Here is a 22,174-nt window from a genome sequence, read left to right on the forward strand (position 1 = left end):
TTAATGGCTCGCCGCAGTGGCGCCCATTTCATTGACTTGCTGGAAGCGGCTGAAACGCGACAATTCAAATGGCTTGATCAGATCCGGCGTACGGCCAGTCGCCACAAGTTCCGCCATGGTCTTGCCACAGATCGGGGTGGATTTAAAGCCCCACGTGCCCCAGCCTGCATCCAGGTAATAATTGTCATAAGGCGATTTGCCCATAATCGGGCTGTAGTCAGGCGTCATGTCGGTCATGCCAGCCCATTGGCGCATGAGTTTGACATTGGCCATAAACGGGAACATTTCAATGGCATGAGCCAGCAGGCTTTCTTTTAAATCCAGGGTAGAACGGGTGTTGTACAGCGGATAAGGGTCTGAACCGCCACCAAAGACAATTTCACCGCGGCTGGTTTGCTGCACATAGCAGTGCAAAGCAGATGAACTGACCAAAGGATTGATAAACGGTTTAAACGGCTGGGACACCATGGCTTGCAGCGGGAAGGTATGAATCGGCGACTTGATATGCAGCTTGTTCATTAAAATGCTGGAAGCGCCGGCAATCGCCTGTACCACGCAGCCACACTTGATGCTGCCACGGTTGGTTTTTACCGCCGTGACCTGGTTTTTTTCAGTCACAAAATCCTGTACTTCAGTCAGCTGGTGGATTTCCACGCCGCGTTTCGCCGCTTCCTTGGCATAGCCCCAGGCCACGGCATCATGCCGTGCTGTGGCACCATCCATATGCCAGAGTCCTGCCAGAACAGGCAAATGCGCGGGATCAAGATTCAGACACGGTACCAGCTCCTTAATTTGCTGGCGGTCAATCATTTCGGTACGACCACCAAAATGCTTGTTCACTTCGGCACGCTGGCGGAAGGCACGCACAGTAGAATCGGTATGCGCCAAAGTCAGCTGGCCGCGCTCTGAATACATGATGTTGAAGTCAAATTCATTGGACAGGTTTTTAAATAAATCAACCGATTCTGAATAGAACTTCACTCCTTCTGAGGTCAGATAGTTGGAACGGATCACCGCAGTATTACGCGCCGTATTACCACCGCCAAGATAGGATTTTTCCAGCACAGCAACATTGGTGATGCCTTGATATTTTGCAAGATAATATGCGATTGCCAAACCATGACCGCCAGCGCCAATAATCACTACGTCATAGTGTGATTTCAGCTCCTTCGGTGGAGGCAAATCAACTTCAACAGGATATTCACTGCTTAATCCGTATTTGAGCAAACCAAGTGGCATAATTTCTTCTCCAAGGCATCTTTTCCAATGCCGCTAGCTTATTTTTTAAAAATGTTTGCCTGCATACGCGCAGCATCAAGGGTATTTTTCATCAGGTAGGCAATGGTCATGGGACCGACACCACCCGGAACAGGCGTGATGGCTTTGACCACAGACAGCGCATCGTCATAATCGACATCTCCGACCAGACGGTTTTTGCCGTTTTCCTGAATGCGGTTAATCCCCACATCAATGACCACTGCACCCGGTTTTAAATAGGATGCATCGATCATTTTCGGCCTACCGACCGCTGCCACCAGAATGTCGGCATTTTTGCAAATGTCGCGAATATTCTGGGTGCGTGAATGGACAATGCTGACGGTGCAACTTTCTTTTAATAACAGCGCCGCCATCGGCTTGCCGACAATGTTGGAACGACCCACCACCACAGCATGCAGTCCGGACAGATCCGGCCCCAAGGTGTCTTTCAGCAGGCGAATACATCCGGTCGGTGTGCATGGGGTTAACACCTCACGGCCCTGACTCAGACCGCCGACATTTTCACTGTGGAAACCGTCAACATCCTTAAGCGGATGAATGCGCTGCAACACCGCCGTTTCATCAATATGTGCCGGCAACGGCAGCTGCACCAGGATGCCATGCACGGTGGCATCTGCATTCAGTTCATCAATTTTCTGCAGCAGCGTGTCAGCATCTGTATCTGCTGACATGCGGTATTCCAGTGAGCGGATGCCGACATACAGCGCTTTTTCAACCTTGTTGCGCACATAGACATGACTGGCCGGATCATCTCCGACCAGGACTACTGCAAGGCAAGGCTCAATACCTTGCGCTTTCATCTGCTGCACTTCGCTTTTGATCTCGTCCAAAACGGTTTGTGCAGTTGCTTTGCCGTCAATAATCAGCGGCTGTGAATGTTCTTGAATGGCTATGTTCATTTAAATACCACCGTACGGTCATCATTAAGGAATACGCGGTGTTCGACAAAGTATTTCACCGCTTTGGACAGCGCGACTGTTTCGGTATCACGCCCCACCGAGACCAGGTCATCCGGCAAATAGGCATGGTCGACCCGCTGCACTTCCTGCTCGATAATCGGACCTTCGTCCAGATCACCGGTGACAAAATGTGCCGTGGCCCCGATCAGTTTGACGCCACGTTCAAAAGCCTGGTGATAAGGCTTGGCCCCTTTAAAGCCAGGCAGGAATGAATGGTGAATATTGATGGCGCGTCCTGCCAGCTGGCGGCACAGGTTGTCTGACAGGATCTGCATATAGCGCGCCAGAATCACCAGTTCGGTACCGGTTTCATCCACAATTTTCAGCAGTTCCTGTTCCTGCTGTGCTTTGGTCTCTTTGGTCACCGGCAGATAGATAAAGCGCAGGCCTTCACGTTCTGCAATCGGACGTAAATCCAGATGGTTGGACACCACTGCAGTAATCTGGAAATCCAGTTCGCCTTTATGATGGCGATACAGCAGGTTGAGGAAACAGTGATCAAATTTGCTGACCAGGATCATGACTTTCATCGGTGCGCTGCAGTCATAGAAGGTGGCCTGCATCGCGAACTGCTGTTCGACTTCGGCAAAGCTGGCTTTCAGGCTGTCAATATCGCCACTGGCGTCATTGAAACGGAAGACAATACGGGTAAAGAAATAGCCGGTGGTCTCGTCATCATACTGTGCCATTTCACTGATATAGCAGCCGTTCTGGGCAAGGCAGCCGCTGATGGCGGCAACGATGCCGGATGCAGCCGGGCAACGGATTTTTAGAATATATTGGGCTGGAGCGTTCTGGGGCATAGGGGTGCTTCCTATAAATTCTCAATCTTTAAAATGAGTTTCTATGCGATATTTAATTTTCTCTTTAGGAAAATTTTTTTCTCTGTGAGAATTTATATAGGATTTTTTTTCAGCCGTCTACGGCTTTAGGAAAGTTTTTTTATTTTTAGGAAAGTTTTTTAAATTATTGATTTTTATTAATATGTGCGAAAGCACCAGCAGGAAATTAATCTCCTGCTGGCTAGATTTGGCTTAACATAAAACCTCTACCCGATGAAACTGCTTCAGCTGTAACAATGCCTGAAAAGGCTGGGCAGACTGCATCAAATGATTCATCTGTTCATGAAACTGCTGAACCAGACCCTGATTGCATCGAATCAGCCAGCCTTTCATAAACTTTTTGTTCATATTCAGCATATACACCTCACAGGTGGTCGGTGTTAATAAGCGAATTTTCTTAATCACAAAGTGTTCCGGATAGCTCATCGCATTCTCCTTTTACAAAGTTCAATTGATAAAAAGCAAATACCGCGCCAAGTTTGCCAATAACCGATTTGGCCTGTTTGATGCCGGCTAAATCCGGTATTTATTCCTGATATGAATATTTTATGCATTAAAACTGCGCATCTGCTTGATGGCCTGCACCAAATTGCAGATCAGGAGAGCTCGGATAATTTCATCAATAGCAGTCCAGCCGTAATCAAAACGGCGGCTAAAATACGCATCAAGGTGGCCTGCTCGCCCAAGATCAAGATGCCCAGCAAAAATGCCCCGACCACACCTATGCCCGACCAAATGGTATAAGCCGTGCCTAGGGGCAGCGTACGCATGGCATAGCTCAACAGCAGAAAGCTTAAAATTACAAAAACCACTGTCATGAGGGTGGGGATCGGTTTGCTAAAACCGGCTGAAAGTTTCATGGAATAGGCCCAGATAATCTCAAAAATACCGGCCAGAACTAAAACTATCCATGCCATCTGTATTGACTCCCTGAATTAAGTTTTATGCCGGATCAGCTCAGCATACGGCTGATTTTAATACTGCGATGGCTGGCCAATTTTACCTATACCTCTAAAGGCATACTCATAAAAAGTAGCTGAATTTAAACAAGAAATATGGACAACGGCGTGTGTTTTTATATAAATTTTTACAAGAAATTAAATTTACTCTTAAGAATATCCATCTTGAGCACCTGAGTTTTGACTGCCTTAAATACCGGAGCAAATCGACCATGACGCAGCACACTTCAGCCCAATATATTCTAAAAATCCGTTGCCCGGCTGCATCCGGCATCGTTGCCGCCATCAGCGGCTGCCTTGCCCAGAACGGCTGCTATATCAGTGAAATGGCACAGTATGATGACGAGACCACCGGCTATTTCTTTACCCGTATTGTCTTCCGTTTCAATGACGCCAGTGGCGATATTGACAGCCTGAAAGCCAGCTTTGCCGAAGTCGAACAGCAGTTCGCGATGCAGGCCACCTTCTATGACTGCAGCGCACCGATGAAAGTCATGATCCTGGTCAGCAAATTTGATCACTGTTTCCTCAACCTGCTGTATCGCCATCATAAAGGCGAACTGGATTTCCAGATTACTGCAGTGGTGTCCAACCATCTGGATTTACGTCCGATTGCAGAACGTGAAGGCCTGCGCTTTATCTATCTGCCGGTGACCAAAGAGACCAAAGCACAGCAGGAACAGGAACTGCTGAAAATTGTGGATGAAACCGGTACCGAACTGGTGATTCTGGCGCGCTATATGCAGATCCTGTCAGACAACCTGTGCCGCCAGCTGGCAGGACGCGCCATCAATATTCACCATTCATTCCTGCCTGGCTTTAAAGGGGCCAAGCCTTATCACCAGGCTTTTGAACGTGGCGTCAAACTGATCGGGGCCACGGCACATTTTGTCACCGGTGATCTGGACGAAGGTCCGATTATCGAGCAGGAAGTGCAGCGGGTCGACCATGCCTATTTGCCGGATGACCTGGTCTCGGTGGGGCGTGATACCGAAACAGTCGCGCTGTCCAAAGCGGTGAAATACTTTGTCGAACACCGCGTATTCCTTAATGATGACCGTACGGTGGTATTTAAATAAGGCCTAAGTGAAAGCTAAGCGCATCACCAGCGCAGCTGTACGGCCACTCAGGTGGAAAAACCAGACTGGCCGTACAAATGTATCGATTGCTATTGATATGATTTTAAAATGAAAAATGGCATCATTCTTGCAAAATAAAACTTGTTCAAGAATGAAAATGAATACAATAAAATTAAGAGGTACTGTATGAAACTAATCACCGCCATTATCAAACCATTCAAATTGGACGATGTCCGTGAAGAGCTCAACAAACACAGCATTCATGGTATGACCGTGACCGAAGTCAAAGGCGCAGGCCGTCAAAAAGGCCATACCGAAATGTACCGCGGTGCCGAATACAGGGTCGATTTTTTGCCGAAAGTGAAATTGGAAGTGGCCGTCCGGAGCTATCAGGTCGAATCAGCAATTGAAATTATCAGCAAATTTGCCGCTACGGGCAAAATTGGCGATGGTAAAATTTTTGTCAGCGCGCTGGAACAAGTGGTACGTATCCGCACTGGTGAAACCGGTATGGACGCCATTTAGTGTTATGCTCAATCCTATCCCCCCACCCTTTGGTTTGATCACCCTCGCAAAAGTTAAACACTGAATTACCCGGCAAGTGGGGTTTGGGGACACATAAGACTGAACTCAACGCTTTTATTGCCAGCCGGGTACAATTCTGACTACCCCTCTGAAAGCCTGTTGCAGCGTTTCTGCCCTTGTTCAAGGATTCTAAAATACCTTCTACGACTATGACCTATGCCGCTATTCTCGAGATGTGTTGCAACTTGCTACATGTCTACATCGCAGGTCATGTCCATGCGCGTCATTCAAATAAAAGGGAATAGGAAAACGGCTTCCCATCAATTTAAAGCAGGCTCAGCTCCAGACTCATCGGCTGCTCAAACGGGTCAAATAGAACACCTAAAAAAATCCTGCAGTTAGCAGGATTTTTTAGGCTGAGTGGATTGCTGGCTACTTAGCCTTTTGCGGTACGTTTTAATTTCTCGGGATCATCAAATGGCAAGGTATGCGCGATTGCATTTACCTCCAGGCTGCCTTTGACCTGCAGGGCTTTACCCTGCTCTGCATAAGGCACATCCAGACGTGCGATGGCCACGGTTTTACCGGTCAGCGGCGAATGCATACCGCAGGTAATGACCCCCACTTGCTGATTGCCGTCCCATAAGGTATCTCCCATTGCAGGCACCTGATCGCCTTCCAGCAATACACCGAAGATTTTAAAGCGTTCTTTGCCTTTTAAACGGCGATGCTCATAGCAGCCGCGGAATTCGCCTTTATGCGGTGAAACCGTGAAATCCAGGCCGAGTTCCCACAAGGTGTCGCCGCAGACATCATTCTCGAAGGGGAAATATTCTGAATTATCATACGGAAAGAAGAGTAAATAACTTTCTGTACGCAGCCAGTCCAGCGTGGTAAATGAACAGGGAATAATGCCATATTCAGCGCCGGTACTGAGAATGGTTTCCCAGATCATCGGTGCATCGGCCGCCTTACAGAAAATTTCATAGCCGCGTTCGCCGGTATAGCCGGTACGTGAAATCATGACAGGCGCACCAAACAGTTTGGTTTGCAGATGGTGAAAATAGGGCAAATCACGAATGCCCGCGACATGTTGAGCTAAATAGTCCACGGCCAATGGCCCTTGCAGCGATAAATCATGCAGGTCATCATCAAACAGTACCGCAACCTGACGCCCAGCCGCTGAGCGAATCAGCATTTCATAGCCAATGCCTGTGCCATGCACCACCATAAAGGCATTTGGTCCGGTACGGTAAATCACGCAGTCATCCACAAATTTTCCTTGCTCATTCAGCATGGTCGCATACACGGATTTGCCGGGATACAATTTGGAAATGTCGCGGGTGGTTGCATATTCCAGCAGGCTTTCCGCATGCGGGCCGACATAATGGACTTTTTTCAGGCCCGAAACATCCATCAATCCGGCTTTGGTGCGGATAGCCGTATAGTGATCTGCAATATCCGAATCATAGGTCCATGCTGTTCCCATGCCGTTCCAGTCTTCTAATTTTGAACCGAGCTGACGGTGGTGGGCTGCCAATGCAGAAATGCGCCAAGAGTTTGCCATACAGGTCTTCCTTATTGAATATTTTAAAATGTGCTGATTACTTAATTTTTGAAACTGAGCTGTTATTCATCTACGCCATCGAAGCCATCGAACTGGCTGAGCCATTGCACCAGCGGTTCACGATATTCACTGATGCCCTTGTATTCTGCGATCGGCTCAGGCAAATCGCGGATTACGCGGTATAGCCGCTTGGCCCATGCCGGGTTGCGGGTCAAATCATTCAGGCTAATCAGATAAGTGCGGATACTGAACAGCAGTGCATTGCTGCGTGCCAGACGCGGCATTGTTTGTAGCTCCACCCGCAAATGCACCAGTTCACCGGCATTTTCCGCAGTGACCAGACCGCGTTCATATCCCCATAAATGATAGGTTTCCGAGGAAGTATCCATACGCGGATTGATGGTCATTGTCCAATTCAGACGTCGGTAGGGCTGGCCAACCTGAATGTTGAGCAGGAATTTGAGTGCGCGCTCAAACACCCCCAGGTTATGTGCCAGTTTTGGTACAGGGGCGTGCCATTGCTTAAAACTCATGCCGGCATCAAAATTCAGTGACCAGTCTGCAGGGCCGGTGATCATGCCGGTATCCATAAACAAATCGCCATCACGCTGATCCAGCAAGGCAACATCGCCCTGGAACTGACGGCTGATAAATTCAAACGGCTCCATCGGCAAGCTGTCTGCCTGACCAAAAATAAAATGGACGTCGATATTTAATGGTTGATTGACCCAGTGCCAGTTCAGGCCATCACGCTCCAGCTGGAAATGTTCAGGGTAGTCTTCCGCATAATGCAGCATCACCATTTCCAAAAAGTCCCAGCTTGCTTGACGCATGTGAGGCATGATAATGCAACGTTTCGGATCCTTTTCCAGGGTTAAACGGCGCTCGTTCATTTCCGTTACATAATGTTCATCTACATCGAACCAATGCTCAAAAATGCTATCCGGCCTTGAAACAACAGGCTCAATATTCACCGAATACATATACTGGTCTTCGGGAAATGGAAAAGGAAAACGGGCAATCGCCTTTGCACTGTTATGGTAGTGAAACTGATCATGCATATTTTCATTGGGGTTAAATTGAACCGTCATCGTAATCTCCCAAAGCTATAGGTCTAAATGCAGGCAATGGCCTTGTTTGGCACGCGAAACGCAAGGCATCAACTGCGCCGAGCGCTCCTGCACCGTTAAATAATGATCCAGATGTTCTACCTCGCCTTGGCTGTAGGACGTGGCACATTGACCGCATACGCCGCCGCGGCAGAGATTGGGTACCTCAATGCCTTCTTGTTCCAGTGCTTCCAGCAGGCTAAAATCGCCGGGCACATGAATACGGCGCTGGCTTTTACTGAGCACGGCATCAAATGCGACTCCCGGTGCAGGCGAAGAAAAAGCTTCCCAATGCACACGTTTTTTTGACCAGCCCAGCATTTGTGCACAGTCAACAACAGCATGAATCAGACGCTCTGGCCCGCAAATATAGACATGGCTGCCGAGGGACTGCTGGCTCAGCAATGCGTTTATATCCAAACGGCGCTGGGTTTTTTCCGAATAAATATGTACCTGGTCATGAAACAGCTGCATCAGCATATCTTCATAGGCATTGCTGATGCCGTCACGACAGGCATAGTGCAGTTCAAAACTGTGCCCGGCATGCAGCAGGTATTTCATATGCGACAGGAACGGGGTAATGCCGATGCCGCCGGCAATAAATACATGATGCTGGGCCTGAGAATTGATGGAAAATAAATTCAGCGGCGCAGAAATATTTAGGGTATCGCCCACCTGGATGTTTTCATGCAGGTATTGCGAACCGCCACGCGAGTTCTCCTGCAAGCGCACCGCAATTTGATACTGGTGCTGCTCATACGGGGCATTCAGCAATGAATAGGCATTGCGGATGATGCGGCCTTCAACTGGCAACTGTACAATCACATGACTGCCGGAAGAAAACGGCTGCAAGGGGGCATCTAAAGCGGCCAAGGTAAATTCGCGAATCATCGGGGTAACTTGATAAATTCGGGTTACATGGACAGGAACGGTTGGGTTCATGCGCTGAGTGCTCCCATAGGTTGATGCGCATTGGCACAGACTCCCATATAGGCGCCAAGGCGTTCAGAAAAATGACTGCGGATCAGCAGTTCGACCTGACACTGCTCACAGCTACAAAGCTCGTCTTTAACGGTGTTCTGGGTATGACCGCAGTGCACGCAGTAGACTTTTTTACGCGGGTTTTGCAGGCTGGAGCTATCCGCAATCAAGCTGATTTCCTCATCTAGGCAGCCCGTACCCACCAGGCACTGCTGTACTGTCCAAACAAAGGATTCATCACCGCAGACCACGGTACGCACGCCGGCCTTTTCCTGCTGCAGCACTGTCTCTAGTTCATGCAGCAGGCCAGCCAAGGCTGGATCTTGTTGACTGTCCAGCATCAGCTGCACCGTTTGCGGATGCTGTTTGCTCATTTCGGTTAATTTCCGGGTCACTGCCGATGCTGCATGCTGCAACACCAGAACATACTTGGGTGCATTCCAGTGCAGCGTTTCAACAGTGTCATATCTGGGGGTACTGTGCATGGCTTCCATCATTTGAGAAACCTCATATAAGAACTACATAATCAAATATTTAAAGGTTTTTACGCCGCCTGGCCATTCCCTCTAAATCATACCCACTAAGGGGTAAAGCACGATATGCGGGGGAGATTTTTAAGCTAATGCGGAAATAAAAAAAGCAGCTGGAAACCAGCTGCTGCAGAAGAAACGTATGCCAGGTTGTTACTATGTGTTATGGGGCTGCCCGGCAGTGTTACGGGTCAAGCATTGACCGTGCTAACCTGCCTTTTGCTGTAGGTTGGCCTCGGTCTGTAAATAGGCCTCCAGGGAGTCATCCAGGGCATCAATCCAGGGCGTATGATGCGGCGTTGCCATCGTCCCGGTCATCAATGAACGGTAAGTATTGTCACGGAAGGCCATAATGTTTTCTTGCTTGTGTTTTTTCCATTGCAAAAAGGTCAGCCGCACCGCTTCAATATCAAAGCTTGGATAATCGGTCTGATCAATCAGGCGCATAATATAGTCGCCTTGAAATTTGAACATGGCTGCTGCATCCTGCAGGGTTTTTTCTTCCTCATGCCAGGCTTGGGTGTCGGCCTGCATCTCGGCAAAACTCGGCAAGGCAATTTTACCCAGCATCACATCGCGCGCATACCAGGCCTGTGCATCAAACATATTGAAGGAATACCACTGATCCTGCATGCCTAAATAAAATAGCTGCGGATTGGCTTCCCAGACCACACCCTGATACAGGTGCAGCGGATAGAGAATGTTATCGGTTTTTAGACGTAGGCTTTCCGACATGAAAGGGAAACTGTGCAAATAGCCAGTACATAAAATAATGGCATCAATCTCGGCCGAACTACCATCGGCAAAATAGGCATGGGTCTGATCGACCCGCAGCAGTTGCGGACGCTCTGACCAATTTTCAGGCCAGTGATAGCCCATCGGTGAACTGCGGTAACAGCTGATAATCTGCTTCGCACCATATTTATAGCATTGTGAACCGATATCTTCAGCAGAATAGCTGCTGCCGACCAGCAGTACATTTTTCCCTTTAAATTCCAGTGCATCGCGGAAGTCATGGGCATGTAAAATCCGCCCACCAAAACTGCCGAAACCTTCATATTCAGGAATTTTGGGGGTAGAAAAATGTCCAGAAGCCACCACCACAAAATCAAAAGTCTCGGTATACATCTCGTCGGTGACATGGTTATGCACCGTCACTGAAAACTGTTTGCTGTCCGGGTGAAACTCGACATGGCGCACCGCACTGTTGAAGCGGACATATTTGCGTACATCGGCTTTTTCTACCCGACCTTTGATATAGTCCCACAGCACGGCACGTGGCGGATAAGAACCAATCGGCCGGCCAAAATGCTCATCAAAGGTATAGTCTGCAAATTCCAGACATTCTTTCGGGCCATTCGACCACAGATAACGGTACATGCTGCTATGCACCGGTTCACCATGTTTATCCAGGCCGGTATGCCAAGTGTAGTTCCATTGACCACCCCAGTCGGCCTGCTTTTCAAAGCATACCATTTCCGGAATTTCGATGCCCTTGCTTTGCGCAGATTGAAAAGCGCGCAGTTGCGCCATCCCGCTTGGCCCTGCCCCAATAATTGCAACTCGTTTCATGGTGAATCTCCATGTGATCTGTTTTAAACAAAACTGCCGTGATGCCATTACCTTAGACAGGCCTAGATCTTTTCGAAATTCCTCAGATGGGGTATGCACAATGGGATACTGACCTGGGGTCATGCCGCTTTAGCGGCTTGCATTCCCTCAGTTTTGGATAAATACAGCGCCTTCAAGACCCAGCACCATGTCGCTTTGCGAATATAGACCCTGTCCGATTTCCTGTACCCGCTGTATGCTGTTCTGGGCAGTAATAATGCGGTAGTGCAAATGAAATACGCGATGATGCTGCACAGCCAACTGGATACTGTCCCAGACGTACTGCTGGTCATCGGGATGAATCAGCTGTCCGTAGCGCGGCGTATTGATCAGCAGCTCACTGTGATAACCGGTTATCTGCTGACAGCCGCTGCTGACATAATCCATAGTCCAGTTCCAGTCATTGCGTGAACGGTACAGCATGACCGGCAGGCGCGAAAGCAAATCATGCAGACTGCGCTGCTGTGCATCCTGCAGTTCTTGCTGCCGGATTTTTTGCGTCTGCTCCGTGCCTAAAATGCACCATCCCCGCAACTGGTTTTTTCCGGCACCGGCACAGATCGGCTGCAGCGACAGATCAAACCATACCAAGGGCTGTTCCGGGATTAACAGGCGCAGTGCTAGCTTACACGGCCGTCCGGCCATGAGGGCACATTGGAAGGTCAAACTATCTTCGGAATACAGCCAGTAGCTCAAGGGTAAGCGCTGTGCTGCAGCATCCGGTTGCAGCTGTAGCAAGTTGTGCCAGGTACGATTACTGCGCTGAATCACGCCATGACTATCCAGCAATAGTGCAATATCGGCAAACTGGTCAAACAGTTCAGGCCAATCCTGATTCAAGTCCATATTCAGCCCATCTTTGCTGGAAGGCAGCGCTATTTTCGACATATCAGCATTACTCGCACGGTGAACCTTAAACGGAAGAAGAGGGATAAATATCAAAATCTGCAGTGTTAAGCTGCTGATGCACCCACACGGAAAGCTCCAGCCGTGAATGCACATTCAGTTTGCGTAGCAGACTTTTCACATAGACTTTTACCGTACCGTCACTGATGCCTAATTCACGGGCAATCAGTTTATTGTTCAAGCCTTTTGCGATCAGCTTTAACGTTTCCTGCTCCCGCTGTGTCATTTCCGACAGAAGTTTACGCTGCAATAGCACCTGTTCAGAGGTTTTATGCAAGGCAGCGGCTAAGGGTGACGTCTGCTGCCGGACTTGCTGCGCCAGCAAAGCTACCCCATCGGCATGCAGTACGGTCCTGCCCTGTATGACTTGATGCAGTTGTAGCAGAATATCTTCCGGCAAGGTATCTTTGGGCAAAAAGCCATTGGCACCCAGACGAATGGCATCCAATACAATGCTGTCCTCCAGGCTGGCAGTTAAAATAATCACTTTAAGATCGACATTGCGTTCACGGATGCATTTTAGTACCTCAATGCCGCTCATCTGCGGCATCTGTACATCCAACAGCAGCAATTCAATGTTCGCGGTGTCCAGTGCTGACAAAAATGCTGATCCGCAGCTGTATTCCTGCTGTACATCAAAATGCTCGGACTGGCGGATAATATCCGCCACACCGCGCCTGAACAGCGCATGGTCATCTACAATACTGACTGCAATTTTATTCATCTCACTTCCCTCCAGTGCTCAGGTCTAATATCAGTTCAACGCAGGTGCCGCAGGGACGATTCGGGCGGATACTGAGCACAGCACCAATCCGTTCGGCTCGTTCCTGCATAATTTCCAGTCCGAAACTGTCCGGCCGTTTCCGTCCTGCCTGTATGCCGCGGCCATTATCTGCAATCTGAATGTGCAGCTGCTGAGTGAAATTGCGCTTTACAGAAATGACGGCTGTACTGGCGTGAGCATGACGTACAACATTGCTCAGGCTTTCACGGATGATATACAGCAGCTGTACCGACTGTCTGGCACTGACTTTCAGCTGTGGAACACGGTTATCCAGTTCAAAAGCCACACTGGACTGATGTTCAAATTCGGCAATAATTTTTTTCAGCGCGGTGAAAAAATCCAGTTCCTGATAGGTTAAGCGTGAGGCGGTAATTAATTCACGCACCTGCTGGTAAGCATAATGGGTATAAGCCGCCAGCTCCTCGGTCTGTTCCAGCAACGGTGCATAGCCAGGCTGCTGTTTGCATTGCTGGTTCAGCTGCGCGGATTTCAACCTTAAGAATCCAATAATTTGCGCAATGCTGTCATGTAAGTCAGCCGAAAAATCACGCCGCTCCTGCTGCAATATGGTTTGTATGCGCTCCTGCTGTAGCGCACGTTCCTGAAAGCCCGATTGCAAAGCCTGATCCAGCTGCTGCAGTAGCTCCACGTCCACCGGCTGGGCTGCCGAATAGTTTAAATAGACCCGCCAGACTGCAAAATTCTGTCCAGTAAACAGCGAGAGGCAATCATGCTGCCCCAGCAGCAGCACATCCTGCTGCATCACCGCTACAGAACGCGGTAGCAGCTGCTCTTGGAGCAGACGTACCTCAGACTGCGCCAGCGGTTGCGCCAAGGCATGAAAAATGAAACATTCCTGAGTGAAGGGATAGCACATCACCAGACAATATTCCGGCAAGTCCGGCACAGGAAAATGCTGTTTCAGCCATTGCAGAAAAAGTGGCAATTCGGCCTTGGTATCCTGAATCTGCATCAGCTTTAATTTGGCCTGCAGATAAAACAGCGTCAATTCACGCTGGCGAAGCAGCCGTTGGGTCTGATCTAAATCACCTGCCTGGTTTATGGCCCGCTCTGTCTCTATTTTGCTGTCATTCATCACTTCACTCGCAAGATGCGCCATGCTGCTGAATTATTCTTTACAGTTAAATTATTTGAGCAGGAATCATGCCAACATCCAGCACTACCCTATTCAGGGTATACCTCTGGAGAAATTGCTGTTCCAGCAGAATATGTGTGAAATGAAGAGCATCAGAACCAGCGGGACGCTTTGGGCTCATCTATGGGAACGCTTACTTCAGCTTTAGCCACTGCAGTGACAGATGAATATATTCATCTGCAGCAGCCAATCCATGAACTGTATTTGCGCGCAGATGCACAGTGCATGCACATTTTTGACCTGGATGCGGGTGATCGCATTCAATTTGACTTACCTGAACAACAGAGTATTGATCTACTGATTTTCAATACAGAACAGCAGCTTAAGCCAGAATTGCTACAGGCACTACAGGCCGAATCCCACCTAGTGGCCAATGGTGCTCGGGCTACACATGCACAGTTAAATCAGGCCAGCGCCTCTAGCCAGCGCCTGAAACAGCAGTTAGCACAACATGCTATACAGCCTGACTGGCTGGAGCAGGCGCTGACCTTGCATAGTCCTGGAAAGAACATTTTTCAGGCATCGGCGGCAATTCAAGTCATCGTGCTGAATACCGGCCTGGACATGAATGTACAGCAGCAGTACTGCATAGATGAAGTTCCAGTGACGCTATTTAAAGCCCAGCCCGTGCATTATTATTTGCCGCAGCCTTTAGCCAAACCGGTGCAGGAAATTCTGATACCACGCGCTTCAGCACGGACGTATAGCGTTAAAGCAGGACAATGGATTCAAATTATAGACTTGTCGGGCAAGCAGTGTTCCGATTTTTTGGCCTTTGATGCCCAGGCTTTGGCCCAGGGCCAAGAACTGGGTCTGGATGCCATGGCCACCCGGACCATTTTGGGGCATGCCACCCCGGCTCCCGGGCTGCACTCTAAGTTTTTTGCCTCAGATCTGCAAGCACTGGCCGAAGTGGTTCAAGACACCGTGGGCCGGCACGATATGTTCCTGAGTGCCTGCAGTCCGAAGTTCTATAACGATTCCGGCTACTTTGGCCATATTTCCTGCACCGATAATTTTAACCAGGTTCTGCAGCCTTTTGGCATCCAAAGCCGCAATGCATGGCCTGCCATTAACCTGTTTTACAACACCTTTGTTGAACCTTGCGGTGCAATCAGCATGGCAGAACCGTGGTCCAGACCGGGAGATTATGTCCTGCTGCGTGCCCACCGTGATCTGCTCTGTGCATCATCTGCCTGCCCTGACGATATTGATCCTTCCAATGGCTGGGTACCGACGGATATTCTGGTCCGGATTTATGATCAGGATCAGCATTTCCCACGCTCCCAGCATTATCGAATTGACCCCAAGGAACTGCCGCGCATGACCCAAGCATCAGGATTTTTTCCGCGCATCCAAGCGCTTACTTCAAAAATCAGTGAGTACCACGGCTATTGGATTGCCAATGAATACGACGGCTGGGGTGCCAAAGCAGAATATCTGGCCTGCCGTGAAAGGGTCGCCATGATCGATTTAAGCGCGCTGCGTAAATTTGAAATTACCGGCCCAGATGCAGAAGCTTTTATGCAGTATGCATTGACCCGCAATATCCGCAGACTGGCGGTGGGTGAAATTGCCTACTCGGCCTCCTGTCTGGAAACCGGCGGCATGGTGGATGACGGCACGATTTTCCGCATGGGTGAAAACTGTTTCCGCTGGATTTGCGGTGATGAATATTCAGGAACCTGGCTGAAACAGCTGGCACAGCAGCATGGCTATAAAATCAGCATCCGCAATTCATCCCAGCATATTCATAATATTGCAGTGCAAGGTCCACACAGCCGTGCGCTGTTGCAGCAACTGATCTGGACGCCTGAACATCAGCCAAGCGTAGAAAAATTAGCATGGTTCCACTTTACCCTCGGCAAGCTGGGCGGTACAGACGGTATTCCGGTCATGGTATCACGCACCGGCTATACTGGTGAGCTAGGCTTTGAAGTGTGGTGTCATCCTAGCCATGCCGAACAGCTTTGGGATGCCGTTTGGCAGGAAGGTCAGCAATATAACATTGCTCCGCTCGGTTTTGATGCCCTGGATTTATTGCGCATAGAAGCCGGGCTAATCTTTGCACAGCATGAGTTTTCAGCCGAAACCAATCCCTATGAAGCCGGCATTGGTTTTACAGTACCGATGAAAACCAAGGAAGAAGATTTTATCGGTAAACAAGCCATGAAAAATCAGGCGCCGGAAAGCCGGCATAAACTGATGGGCTTAGTGCTGGAAGGCAATGAAGCGGTCCAGCATGGCGACCTGGTCTATGTCGGACGTTTTCCTGTGGGTGTGGTGACCAGTGCAGCCAACTCCCCTGTGCTGCAGCAACAGATTGCCCTGTGCCGCCTTGCACCGCAGTATGCCCTAACAGACACCGCCGTCGAAGTTGGACAACTGGATGGTCTTAAAAAACGCCTGAAAGCCAAAGTGGTGGAGTTACCTTTTTATGATCCGCAAAGGTTAAGAGTAAAAAGCTGATTATCCAGCCCATCATTTTTGCCTAGCCCTTAGCTGCTCTGTAAACCTGAGCATGGCCACGGCTGAACGGCACCCGGACCATGAGACCCGCGCTGCATTTTTCTAGAGGGTGCGGTGCTTTAACCCTGAGTTTTTACCTGGCTATGGCAGGATCATACCAATATTTTAAAGGTGAAATCCCGGGTGGTGATAACTGCAAGCTCCCACTCGGGTCACTCGTGTGCCTTATTCAGTAAACTGATACCCTCCAGCCAGCTTCGGAATATTCAGTTGATGAGTTAGAGAAAATAGCAATACATGTTCAGGATCGAGAAAGATGTGTAGATACCTGTGTCTTTAGGTTAAGCAGAATGTCAATTTCTAATTTATTTACTGCAAGTTGTTTACATAGCAAAAGTAGAGAAATGATGAGCCAGCAATCGCTATATGTCTGATCAAATTGTAGAAATTCTTCCATATTTTAGTTTTTACGTTATTTTTTAACTGCACGTTTAAAAGCTTTCGATACTGGCACTGTTGCAAATAGGCTGACATGATAAGCTAAATATCTTATTTATTTCGAGATACAGCAGATGAATCCCTTCCACGGTCGGCACTTTCAAGGTGAAATCATTCTTTGGGCTGTTCGTTGGTATTGTAATATGGCATCAGCTATCGTGAACTTCAAGAAATGCTCGCTGAACGAGGCATAAATGTGGATCACAGTACAATTTATCGTTGGGTTCAGCGTTATGCTCCAGAAATGGAAAAACGGTTACGCTGGTATTGGCGTAATCCTACAGATTTACATTCATGGCATATGGATGAGACTTATATCAAAGTGAAGGGGCGATGGACTTACCTGTATCGTGCAGTTGATCAACGGGGTCATACGATTGACTTTTACCTTTCCGCTAGACGGAACAGTAAATCAGCCTATAGTTTTCTAGGAAAGTTCTTCAATACGGTGAAAAAATGGCAAATTCCACGGGTCATCAATACAGATAAAGCAGCGACCTATGGCCATGCTTTATCACGATTAAAGCGAGAAGGAAAATGTCCAGTAGATATTGAGCACAGGCAGATTAAGTATAAAAATAATGTCATTGAATGTGATCATGGTAAGTTAAAGCGAATCATCAGGGCCACATTAGGATTCAAATCTATGAAGACTGCTTATGCCACAATTAAAGGTATTGAAGTCATGCGTGCACTACGTAAAGGACAAGCATCGTCATTTTATTATGGTCAGCCTCAGGGTGAAGTGTGTCTAATCAACAGGGTTTTCGGTCTCTAAGCACTTTTTAAAGGGAACATCATCGACTCAAATCACTATTTGCAACAGTGCCGCTAGCTCCTTACCCATCTATCTAAGCCACCTGATTTTTGTTTCCACGTTTTTTTAACCAGGGACTAAACACACCAGATAATGGCTTGCACAACGCCCCTGCTTCTAAAGCCTTTTTTCTATGTAAAAGGTGGCATTATGCGTAATTTAAGCATTAGTTTCTTTCAGCTTAGGCTATTTCCAGCAATCTAGTGAATGAAAACAATCATTTTGGCACCCATTTTGCTTAATCAGTATTACGTTTTATAAAAATTGTAATATTGAGGGGCAACACTATGGGTTACGTTGCACGTGAACTCAGTCAAAGAAATAAACTACTGTTTGGCTTGGGGTCTTTTTTAATACCGGTCTTGATTTGGTGTGCAGTCAGCTATTTACCTTTTATCTGGCATCCACAAGTCCAAATTGCCGATTCAGGCAGCGTGAACTATTTACAGGCTCAAACATTTCCGTGCTATTGCAACTCGATTCGATAAACTAGCACGCAATTATAAATCTATGATCCGTATAGCCTGCATATTTATTTGGTGCAAAGCCAAATGAGGACACCCCCTAGTAGACTACTTTTTTTATTTCAGCAATGCGGGCTTAATTTCAGGTAAAACTTCAGACCATCGGTTTGCAAAAGTTTTTTCATTCGAGTCAAAAAATTTCTTATAATCTTCTTCAGAGATTAAAAGTCGTATCTCTTTTTTTAAACCTCTTTTCCCTTTTTCAACTTTTAACAGTTCTTTTTGTTCTACTTCGGGAATTAAGGCTAATGTTTTAAAAATTAATTGCCGCGCCTTATCGGCTTGATCTCTTTTCGAAATAGGACTGTAACTATTCTTATTTTTAGAATCTATATCTCTTTTTAATTTAAAAATATTTCTAGAATGAATTCTAAACATAGAAAAATTATTTAAGAAATTAATCCATTCTCGTAATGTTTTTATACTTTTAAAATCATAATTATCTAAACTTTCTAAAAAATCTTTGCTCTCAATAGGCCCAAATTTATTTGGTTCAAATTTAATAATATTTTTATCATTTTTTAAATCATTTTTAATTGTGATTAGTGTATTCACATACTGAGCTACTAACTCATATTCTGAACATGCATGTAATTCATCGTTATCTGATACACAACTAAGCAGTAATTGAATTGCTGATAATATGGGTAAAGAACCATTCAAAGTTTTAGCTTCCAAAATTTGCTTAACATGAGTAGAAGCAAAAAATTCAGGAGGTACGTATTCATGTAAAAATGGGAATAAATGTGTTGTCATTTTTGCTACCTATTTGCTACCTTTTTTGTTTTAATTAAAAAACCCCTTACGATTAATACACGTAAGGGGTTGTTTTATATGGTAGGCCCAGACGTTACTATACTTTTGACTTAAATCATTGTTTTATATTATGTCAATGGCATTAAAACCTCATCCCCCCTTTTTGTTTGTCTGCATATTGGCAAATAGCATCCAGATCTTTCTGAAGAGAATTGGCCACGATATTTGGCAAACAGAGTCGAAGAAAGTTCACAGACCGAGGCCTGATGGACTTGACGGCATTCATCACGGATAAATTTTTTCAATATGTGCTGTTCAGTGATCTCACTTCGTTGCAGGGTTTTCAGCATGAGGCGAAATGACGAATTTTTTAAGACCACAACAGGAGGAAATAGAATAATTTTTTGTTCTAAAAGTTTTTGATTATAGAGTTTTTTTAAATTTTAATGGATGGATATTGCGATCCAAATAGTAGGTTTACTAAATGAACGATTATCCAAACTGAATTTCCTCATTCTCTTTTCACCCCACATAAACAGCTGAGTGATCACCCTAGGTCTGTAAACTAAAAAAACACTTAACACTATCGAAGGAGTATTTTTAAGCAATTTCAGGCTCTAAAAGTTGAGCTATAGAATGAATCAGAGTCAAATTAAAGCAGATTATGCATCGTGAAATCAGTGTTTATCTTTGACTTTTAAACAGTCAATTTAAATCTTGATGATTCTTTTTTACTACTTAACGTTTTGTTGTTTCTGCTTTATTAAGACGTGTCATTAATTAAGCCATATCAGGATTGAGTCAATAATTATTTAGTTTGAGTACTGCTTGTCGTGATTGAGGCGGAAATTGTTCATGACTTAATGAGAAAAAGGTGTAGCAAATTGCTACACTTTTTTTCTATTACTGATTTAGCATTTTTTTCAACAGGTTTTCCAGCTCCTGTAAGTTTTGATCATCAAATTCACTTATCTTTAATGACACTTTTAAAGTATTGTGATCAAACTTGATATTGCCGGCGACTTTCCCATCATATTCAATTTTATGCACAATTGACGTTTTAATGGGTTGTTTGGTTTCTTTCGATTTGAGAATTTTTTCTGCCAAGACTGCCAGTTTTGTTTGCTCTACTTCTTTTTTCAGTAATTTCGCCCAGGCTTCTAGCAGTGCTTTTTTAGCATTGCTGTAATTTTCTTCATAATCAGAGAGAAACTTTTTGACTGCTGTTGCGGCAGTTCGCGCCAGCAATGCAGGTTGTTGCTCTAAATCTTCAATCAGCTCTTGAGGTAATTTTTCGAAAGATAAATATTTATACATATCTTCCCGGTTCATGCCTAAGGATTTTGCAAGTTTTTGCTTGTTCTTTTTTAGTTTCTCATCCAGTGAACTTAAACCCACATAAATTTCATAATCAGTTAAGTCTTCCCGTTTTAAGTTTTCCGCTAGCGTTAACAATGCTACTTCTTCATCAGATGCATCAATGACAATTACTTCAATGGTGTTTTTATTGAGAATTTGATGCGCTTTCAAGCGTCTTTCACCAGCGATTAATTCATATTTGTCCTGGATCCGCCGCACTGCAATTGGTTGTAACAAGCCAATTTCTTCAATCGATGCCGCCAAGTCTTCTATATCTTGTGGATTAAATATTTTTCTTGGCTGATTTGGACTTGGCTGGATATCTGTAATTTGTACATTACGACGCAATTCTTTCACATCATTAACATGCTCTTGCTGAGCTTGTTGATGCTTTTGAGTATTTTGCTGTAAACGTTGTGCCAGCAGTTCTTTTGTACTTACCATAATATTCTCAGCAGGCTTTTATTCAACACGATTGATGATTTCTTTGGCTAAATCTTGGAAAGCTTTACGAACTTTAGCGTTTTTATCTACACTGAATAAAGGCTGTTGTAAAATTGCGGCCTGATTCACTTTAGTACTCATAGGAATGGTGGTTTTTAACAGTTCACCGACTTGGCTTAAAGCTTCATCTCTAATCAATTTACAGACGTTTTGACGTTCATCATGTTTAATCAACAATGCGCCTAAAAGTTTTAACTCAGGATTGACCCGTCTGATTTTACCTAAATGGTTAATCAAGTCAGTTACTCCATACAAGCCATATTGTGAACCTGACTCAATTGGTACCATCACATGGGTAGAGGCTGCCAATGCATTACTGGTGAGCAGTTTTAGGCTTGGAGGACAGTCAATCAGAATGAAGTCATATAATCCTTTTAATAATTCTAACTTATTGGAGAGTTCTTCAGATGGTCTTGGGGCATCATCTTTGAGTTGATCTTCAGCTTTACCTAAATTGAGTGAACCATAAATTAAAGAAACGTTTTTGAAATTGGTTTCTTCTTCCAGAGAATCTGATAATAGGCTTAAATCACCCAACAGTAACTCAGCAGAGGTGGTTTCCACTTCACTTGGATGTCTTGATCCAATATGTAAGCTTGCATTGGCCTGAGGATCTAAATCTATCACCAATACTTTATTACCCAAGTCGGCTAGTTCGGATGCCAGATGAACGACTGTGGTTGTTTTTCCACAACCACCTTTATGATTTGCCACCGCAATGATTTTAGTTGACCGAGTTGTCATAATTATCCCCACTTGAGTTATTGTAATATAAAGAACTTTGTAGCAAGTTGCTACACCTTGTTGAGCTTAGTTTGAAGTTATAATCTGAATCTGGATAAAAAACAAACACATTGGTTTTTTTATAAAATATAGCTAGCTAATTATAATTAGTATTAATTAATATAATTAGTTAATTATAATTAGAGCACTTTTTTATTTTTTAAAATCAATATCTTAT

Annotated in this window: 20 protein-coding genes and 2 pseudogenes; 6 read left to right on the plus strand and 16 right to left on the minus strand. The window is 46.0% G+C overall.

Annotated elements, in window-relative coordinates; genetic code table 11:
• The 5 genes from F985_RS19770 to F985_RS19790 form a co-directional block, all read right to left on the minus strand.
• On the minus strand, positions 1 to 1,239 hold the full coding sequence (locus F985_RS19770; RefSeq protein WP_004704294.1) for an FAD-dependent oxidoreductase: 1,239 nt from the start codon (positions 1,237 to 1,239) through the stop codon (positions 1 to 3).
• A 38-nt stretch (positions 1,240 to 1,277) separates the two neighbouring features.
• Positions 1,278 to 2,177, minus strand: a complete 900-nt coding sequence (gene folD, locus F985_RS19775; protein WP_004704295.1) for a bifunctional methylenetetrahydrofolate dehydrogenase/methenyltetrahydrofolate cyclohydrolase FolD — start codon at positions 2,175 to 2,177, stop codon at positions 1,278 to 1,280.
• On the minus strand, positions 2,174 to 3,040 hold the full coding sequence (gene purU, locus F985_RS19780; RefSeq protein ID WP_004704296.1) for a formyltetrahydrofolate deformylase: 867 nt from the start codon (positions 3,038 to 3,040) through the stop codon (positions 2,174 to 2,176). Before purU (F985_RS19780) ends, folD begins: the two co-directional genes overlap by 4 nt.
• A 231-nt stretch (positions 3,041 to 3,271) precedes the next feature.
• Complete coding sequence (locus F985_RS19785; protein ID WP_004704298.1) at positions 3,272 to 3,505, minus strand: hypothetical protein; 234 nt, start codon at positions 3,503 to 3,505, stop codon at positions 3,272 to 3,274.
• Positions 3,506 to 3,675: 170 nt separating this feature from the next.
• The gene (locus F985_RS19790) at positions 3,676 to 3,996 is read right to left on the minus strand and encodes a DMT family transporter (protein WP_004704299.1); all 321 of its coding nucleotides are present in this window, start codon (positions 3,994 to 3,996) and stop codon (positions 3,676 to 3,678) included.
• A gap of 254 nt (positions 3,997 to 4,250) precedes the next feature.
• Here F985_RS19790 and purU (F985_RS19795) point away from each other — a divergent pair, with 254 nt between their 5' ends.
• Both purU (F985_RS19795) and F985_RS19800 read left to right on the plus strand, forming a co-directional pair.
• On the plus strand, positions 4,251 to 5,117 hold the full coding sequence (gene purU / locus F985_RS19795) for a formyltetrahydrofolate deformylase (protein ID WP_004704301.1): 867 nt from the start codon (positions 4,251 to 4,253) through the stop codon (positions 5,115 to 5,117).
• A gap of 186 nt (positions 5,118 to 5,303) precedes the next feature.
• Positions 5,304 to 5,642 (plus strand): P-II family nitrogen regulator, encoded by a 339-nt coding sequence (locus F985_RS19800; protein WP_004704302.1) that lies wholly within the window; start codon positions 5,304 to 5,306, stop codon positions 5,640 to 5,642.
• A 436-nt stretch (positions 5,643 to 6,078) separates the two neighbouring features.
• Here the strand turns inward: F985_RS19800 and F985_RS19805 are convergent, their stop codons facing one another.
• The 8 genes from F985_RS19805 to F985_RS19840 all read right to left on the minus strand — a co-directional run bounded on the left by F985_RS19805 (position 6,079) and on the right by F985_RS19840 (position 14,250).
• Entirely contained in the window at positions 6,079 to 7,209 is a 1,131-nt protein-coding gene (locus F985_RS19805) for an aminomethyl transferase family protein (protein ID WP_004704305.1), read from the minus strand.
• A 62-nt stretch (positions 7,210 to 7,271) separates the two neighbouring features.
• On the minus strand, positions 7,272 to 8,300 hold the full coding sequence (locus tag F985_RS19810) for a heme-dependent oxidative N-demethylase family protein (RefSeq protein ID WP_004704308.1): 1,029 nt from the start codon (positions 8,298 to 8,300) through the stop codon (positions 7,272 to 7,274).
• Between the two features lie 15 nt (positions 8,301 to 8,315).
• On the minus strand, positions 8,316 to 9,260 hold the full coding sequence (locus tag F985_RS19815) for a PDR/VanB family oxidoreductase (RefSeq protein ID WP_004704309.1): 945 nt from the start codon (positions 9,258 to 9,260) through the stop codon (positions 8,316 to 8,318).
• A complete protein-coding gene (locus tag F985_RS19820) occupies positions 9,257 to 9,796 on the minus strand; it encodes a dimethylamine monooxygenase subunit DmmA family protein (protein WP_004704312.1) in 540 nt (179 codons plus the stop codon). Before F985_RS19820 ends, F985_RS19815 begins: the two co-directional genes overlap by 4 nt.
• A gap of 240 nt (positions 9,797 to 10,036) precedes the next feature.
• The gene (locus tag F985_RS19825) at positions 10,037 to 11,401 is read right to left on the minus strand and encodes an NAD(P)-binding domain-containing protein (RefSeq protein WP_004704315.1); all 1,365 of its coding nucleotides are present in this window, start codon (positions 11,399 to 11,401) and stop codon (positions 10,037 to 10,039) included.
• A 147-nt stretch (positions 11,402 to 11,548) separates the two neighbouring features.
• Positions 11,549 to 12,328 (minus strand): PAS domain-containing protein, encoded by a 780-nt coding sequence (locus F985_RS19830; RefSeq protein WP_004704317.1) that lies wholly within the window; start codon positions 12,326 to 12,328, stop codon positions 11,549 to 11,551.
• 25 nt (positions 12,329 to 12,353) lie between these two features.
• Positions 12,354 to 13,070, minus strand: a complete 717-nt coding sequence (locus F985_RS19835; RefSeq protein ID WP_004704319.1) for a response regulator — start codon at positions 13,068 to 13,070, stop codon at positions 12,354 to 12,356.
• Position 13,071: 1 nt separating this feature from the next.
• The gene (locus F985_RS19840; RefSeq protein WP_004704322.1) at positions 13,072 to 14,250 is read right to left on the minus strand and encodes a sensor histidine kinase; all 1,179 of its coding nucleotides are present in this window, start codon (positions 14,248 to 14,250) and stop codon (positions 13,072 to 13,074) included.
• Between the two features lie 159 nt (positions 14,251 to 14,409).
• On the opposite strand from F985_RS19840, the gene F985_RS19845 reads away from it, so the two are divergent.
• From F985_RS19845 to F985_RS25810, 4 genes and pseudogenes are all read left to right on the plus strand, one after another.
• Positions 14,410 to 16,755 carry a DUF1989 domain-containing protein gene (locus tag F985_RS19845; RefSeq protein ID WP_004704324.1) on the plus strand — a complete coding sequence of 782 codons (2,346 nt, stop codon included), beginning with the start codon at positions 14,410 to 14,412 and terminating at the stop codon, positions 16,753 to 16,755.
• A gap of 572 nt (positions 16,756 to 17,327) precedes the next feature.
• Positions 17,328 to 18,031, plus strand: a pseudogene (locus F985_RS19850) (IS6 family transposase).
• Positions 18,032 to 18,357: 326 nt separating this feature from the next.
• Complete coding sequence (locus F985_RS19855; protein WP_004704328.1) at positions 18,358 to 18,558, plus strand: hypothetical protein; 201 nt, start codon at positions 18,358 to 18,360, stop codon at positions 18,556 to 18,558.
• Positions 18,518 to 18,625, plus strand: a pseudogene (locus F985_RS25810) (IS5/IS1182 family transposase); the annotation flags it as partial. The gene F985_RS19855 and the pseudogene F985_RS25810, both read left to right, overlap by 41 nt.
• Before the next feature lie 26 nt (positions 18,626 to 18,651).
• Here the strand turns inward: F985_RS25810 and F985_RS19860 are convergent.
• The 3 genes from F985_RS19860 to F985_RS19870 all read right to left on the minus strand — a co-directional run bounded on the left by F985_RS19860 (position 18,652) and on the right by F985_RS19870 (position 21,957).
• A complete protein-coding gene (locus F985_RS19860; RefSeq protein WP_004704329.1) occupies positions 18,652 to 19,350 on the minus strand; it encodes a hypothetical protein in 699 nt (232 codons plus the stop codon).
• Between the two features lie 903 nt (positions 19,351 to 20,253).
• Positions 20,254 to 21,153 carry a ParB/RepB/Spo0J family partition protein gene (locus tag F985_RS19865; protein WP_004704331.1) on the minus strand — a complete coding sequence of 300 codons (900 nt, stop codon included), beginning with the start codon at positions 21,151 to 21,153 and terminating at the stop codon, positions 20,254 to 20,256.
• Positions 21,154 to 21,171: 18 nt separating this feature from the next.
• Positions 21,172 to 21,957 carry a ParA family protein gene (locus F985_RS19870; RefSeq protein WP_004704333.1) on the minus strand — a complete coding sequence of 262 codons (786 nt, stop codon included), beginning with the start codon at positions 21,955 to 21,957 and terminating at the stop codon, positions 21,172 to 21,174.
• Positions 21,958 to 22,174 lie beyond the last annotated feature (217 nt).

The organism is Acinetobacter seifertii (assembly GCF_000368065.1).
GTDB classification, from domain to species: Bacteria; Pseudomonadota; Gammaproteobacteria; order Pseudomonadales; family Moraxellaceae; genus Acinetobacter; species Acinetobacter seifertii.

Coding starts and splice junctions, on each gene's coding strand:
- F985_RS19830 (WP_004704317.1), bottom strand. CDS start 12,328: ATGTCGAAAATAGCGCTGCCTTCCAGCAAAGATGGGCTGAATATGGAC.
- F985_RS19845 (WP_004704324.1), top strand. CDS start 14,410: ATGGGAACGCTTACTTCAGCTTTAGCCACTGCAGTGACAGATGAATAT.
- F985_RS19855 (WP_004704328.1), top strand. CDS start 18,358: ATGGGTTACGTTGCACGTGAACTCAGTCAAAGAAATAAACTACTGTTT.
- purU (WP_004704301.1), top strand. CDS start 4,251: ATGACGCAGCACACTTCAGCCCAATATATTCTAAAAATCCGTTGCCCG.
- F985_RS19800 (WP_004704302.1), top strand. CDS start 5,304: ATGAAACTAATCACCGCCATTATCAAACCATTCAAATTGGACGATGTC.
- F985_RS19840 (WP_004704322.1), bottom strand. CDS start 14,250: ATGGCGCATCTTGCGAGTGAAGTGATGAATGACAGCAAAATAGAGACA.
- F985_RS19860 (WP_004704329.1), bottom strand. CDS start 19,350: ATGACAACACATTTATTCCCATTTTTACATGAATACGTACCTCCTGAA.
- F985_RS19790 (WP_004704299.1), bottom strand. CDS start 3,996: ATGGCATGGATAGTTTTAGTTCTGGCCGGTATTTTTGAGATTATCTGG.
- F985_RS19865 (WP_004704331.1), bottom strand. CDS start 21,153: ATGGTAAGTACAAAAGAACTGCTGGCACAACGTTTACAGCAAAATACT.
- F985_RS19815 (WP_004704309.1), bottom strand. CDS start 9,260: ATGAACCCAACCGTTCCTGTCCATGTAACCCGAATTTATCAAGTTACC.
- F985_RS19805 (WP_004704305.1), bottom strand. CDS start 7,209: ATGGCAAACTCTTGGCGCATTTCTGCATTGGCAGCCCACCACCGTCAG.
- F985_RS19785 (WP_004704298.1), bottom strand. CDS start 3,505: ATGAGCTATCCGGAACACTTTGTGATTAAGAAAATTCGCTTATTAACA.
- F985_RS19770 (WP_004704294.1), bottom strand. CDS start 1,239: ATGCCACTTGGTTTGCTCAAATACGGATTAAGCAGTGAATATCCTGTT.
- F985_RS19870 (WP_004704333.1), bottom strand. CDS start 21,957: ATGACAACTCGGTCAACTAAAATCATTGCGGTGGCAAATCATAAAGGT.
- F985_RS19825 (WP_004704315.1), bottom strand. CDS start 11,401: ATGAAACGAGTTGCAATTATTGGGGCAGGGCCAAGCGGGATGGCGCAA.
- folD (WP_004704295.1), bottom strand. CDS start 2,177: ATGAACATAGCCATTCAAGAACATTCACAGCCGCTGATTATTGACGGC.
- F985_RS19835 (WP_004704319.1), bottom strand. CDS start 13,070: ATGAATAAAATTGCAGTCAGTATTGTAGATGACCATGCGCTGTTCAGG.
- purU (WP_004704296.1), bottom strand. CDS start 3,040: ATGCCCCAGAACGCTCCAGCCCAATATATTCTAAAAATCCGTTGCCCG.
- F985_RS19820 (WP_004704312.1), bottom strand. CDS start 9,796: ATGATGGAAGCCATGCACAGTACCCCCAGATATGACACTGTTGAAACG.
- F985_RS19810 (WP_004704308.1), bottom strand. CDS start 8,300: ATGACGGTTCAATTTAACCCCAATGAAAATATGCATGATCAGTTTCAC.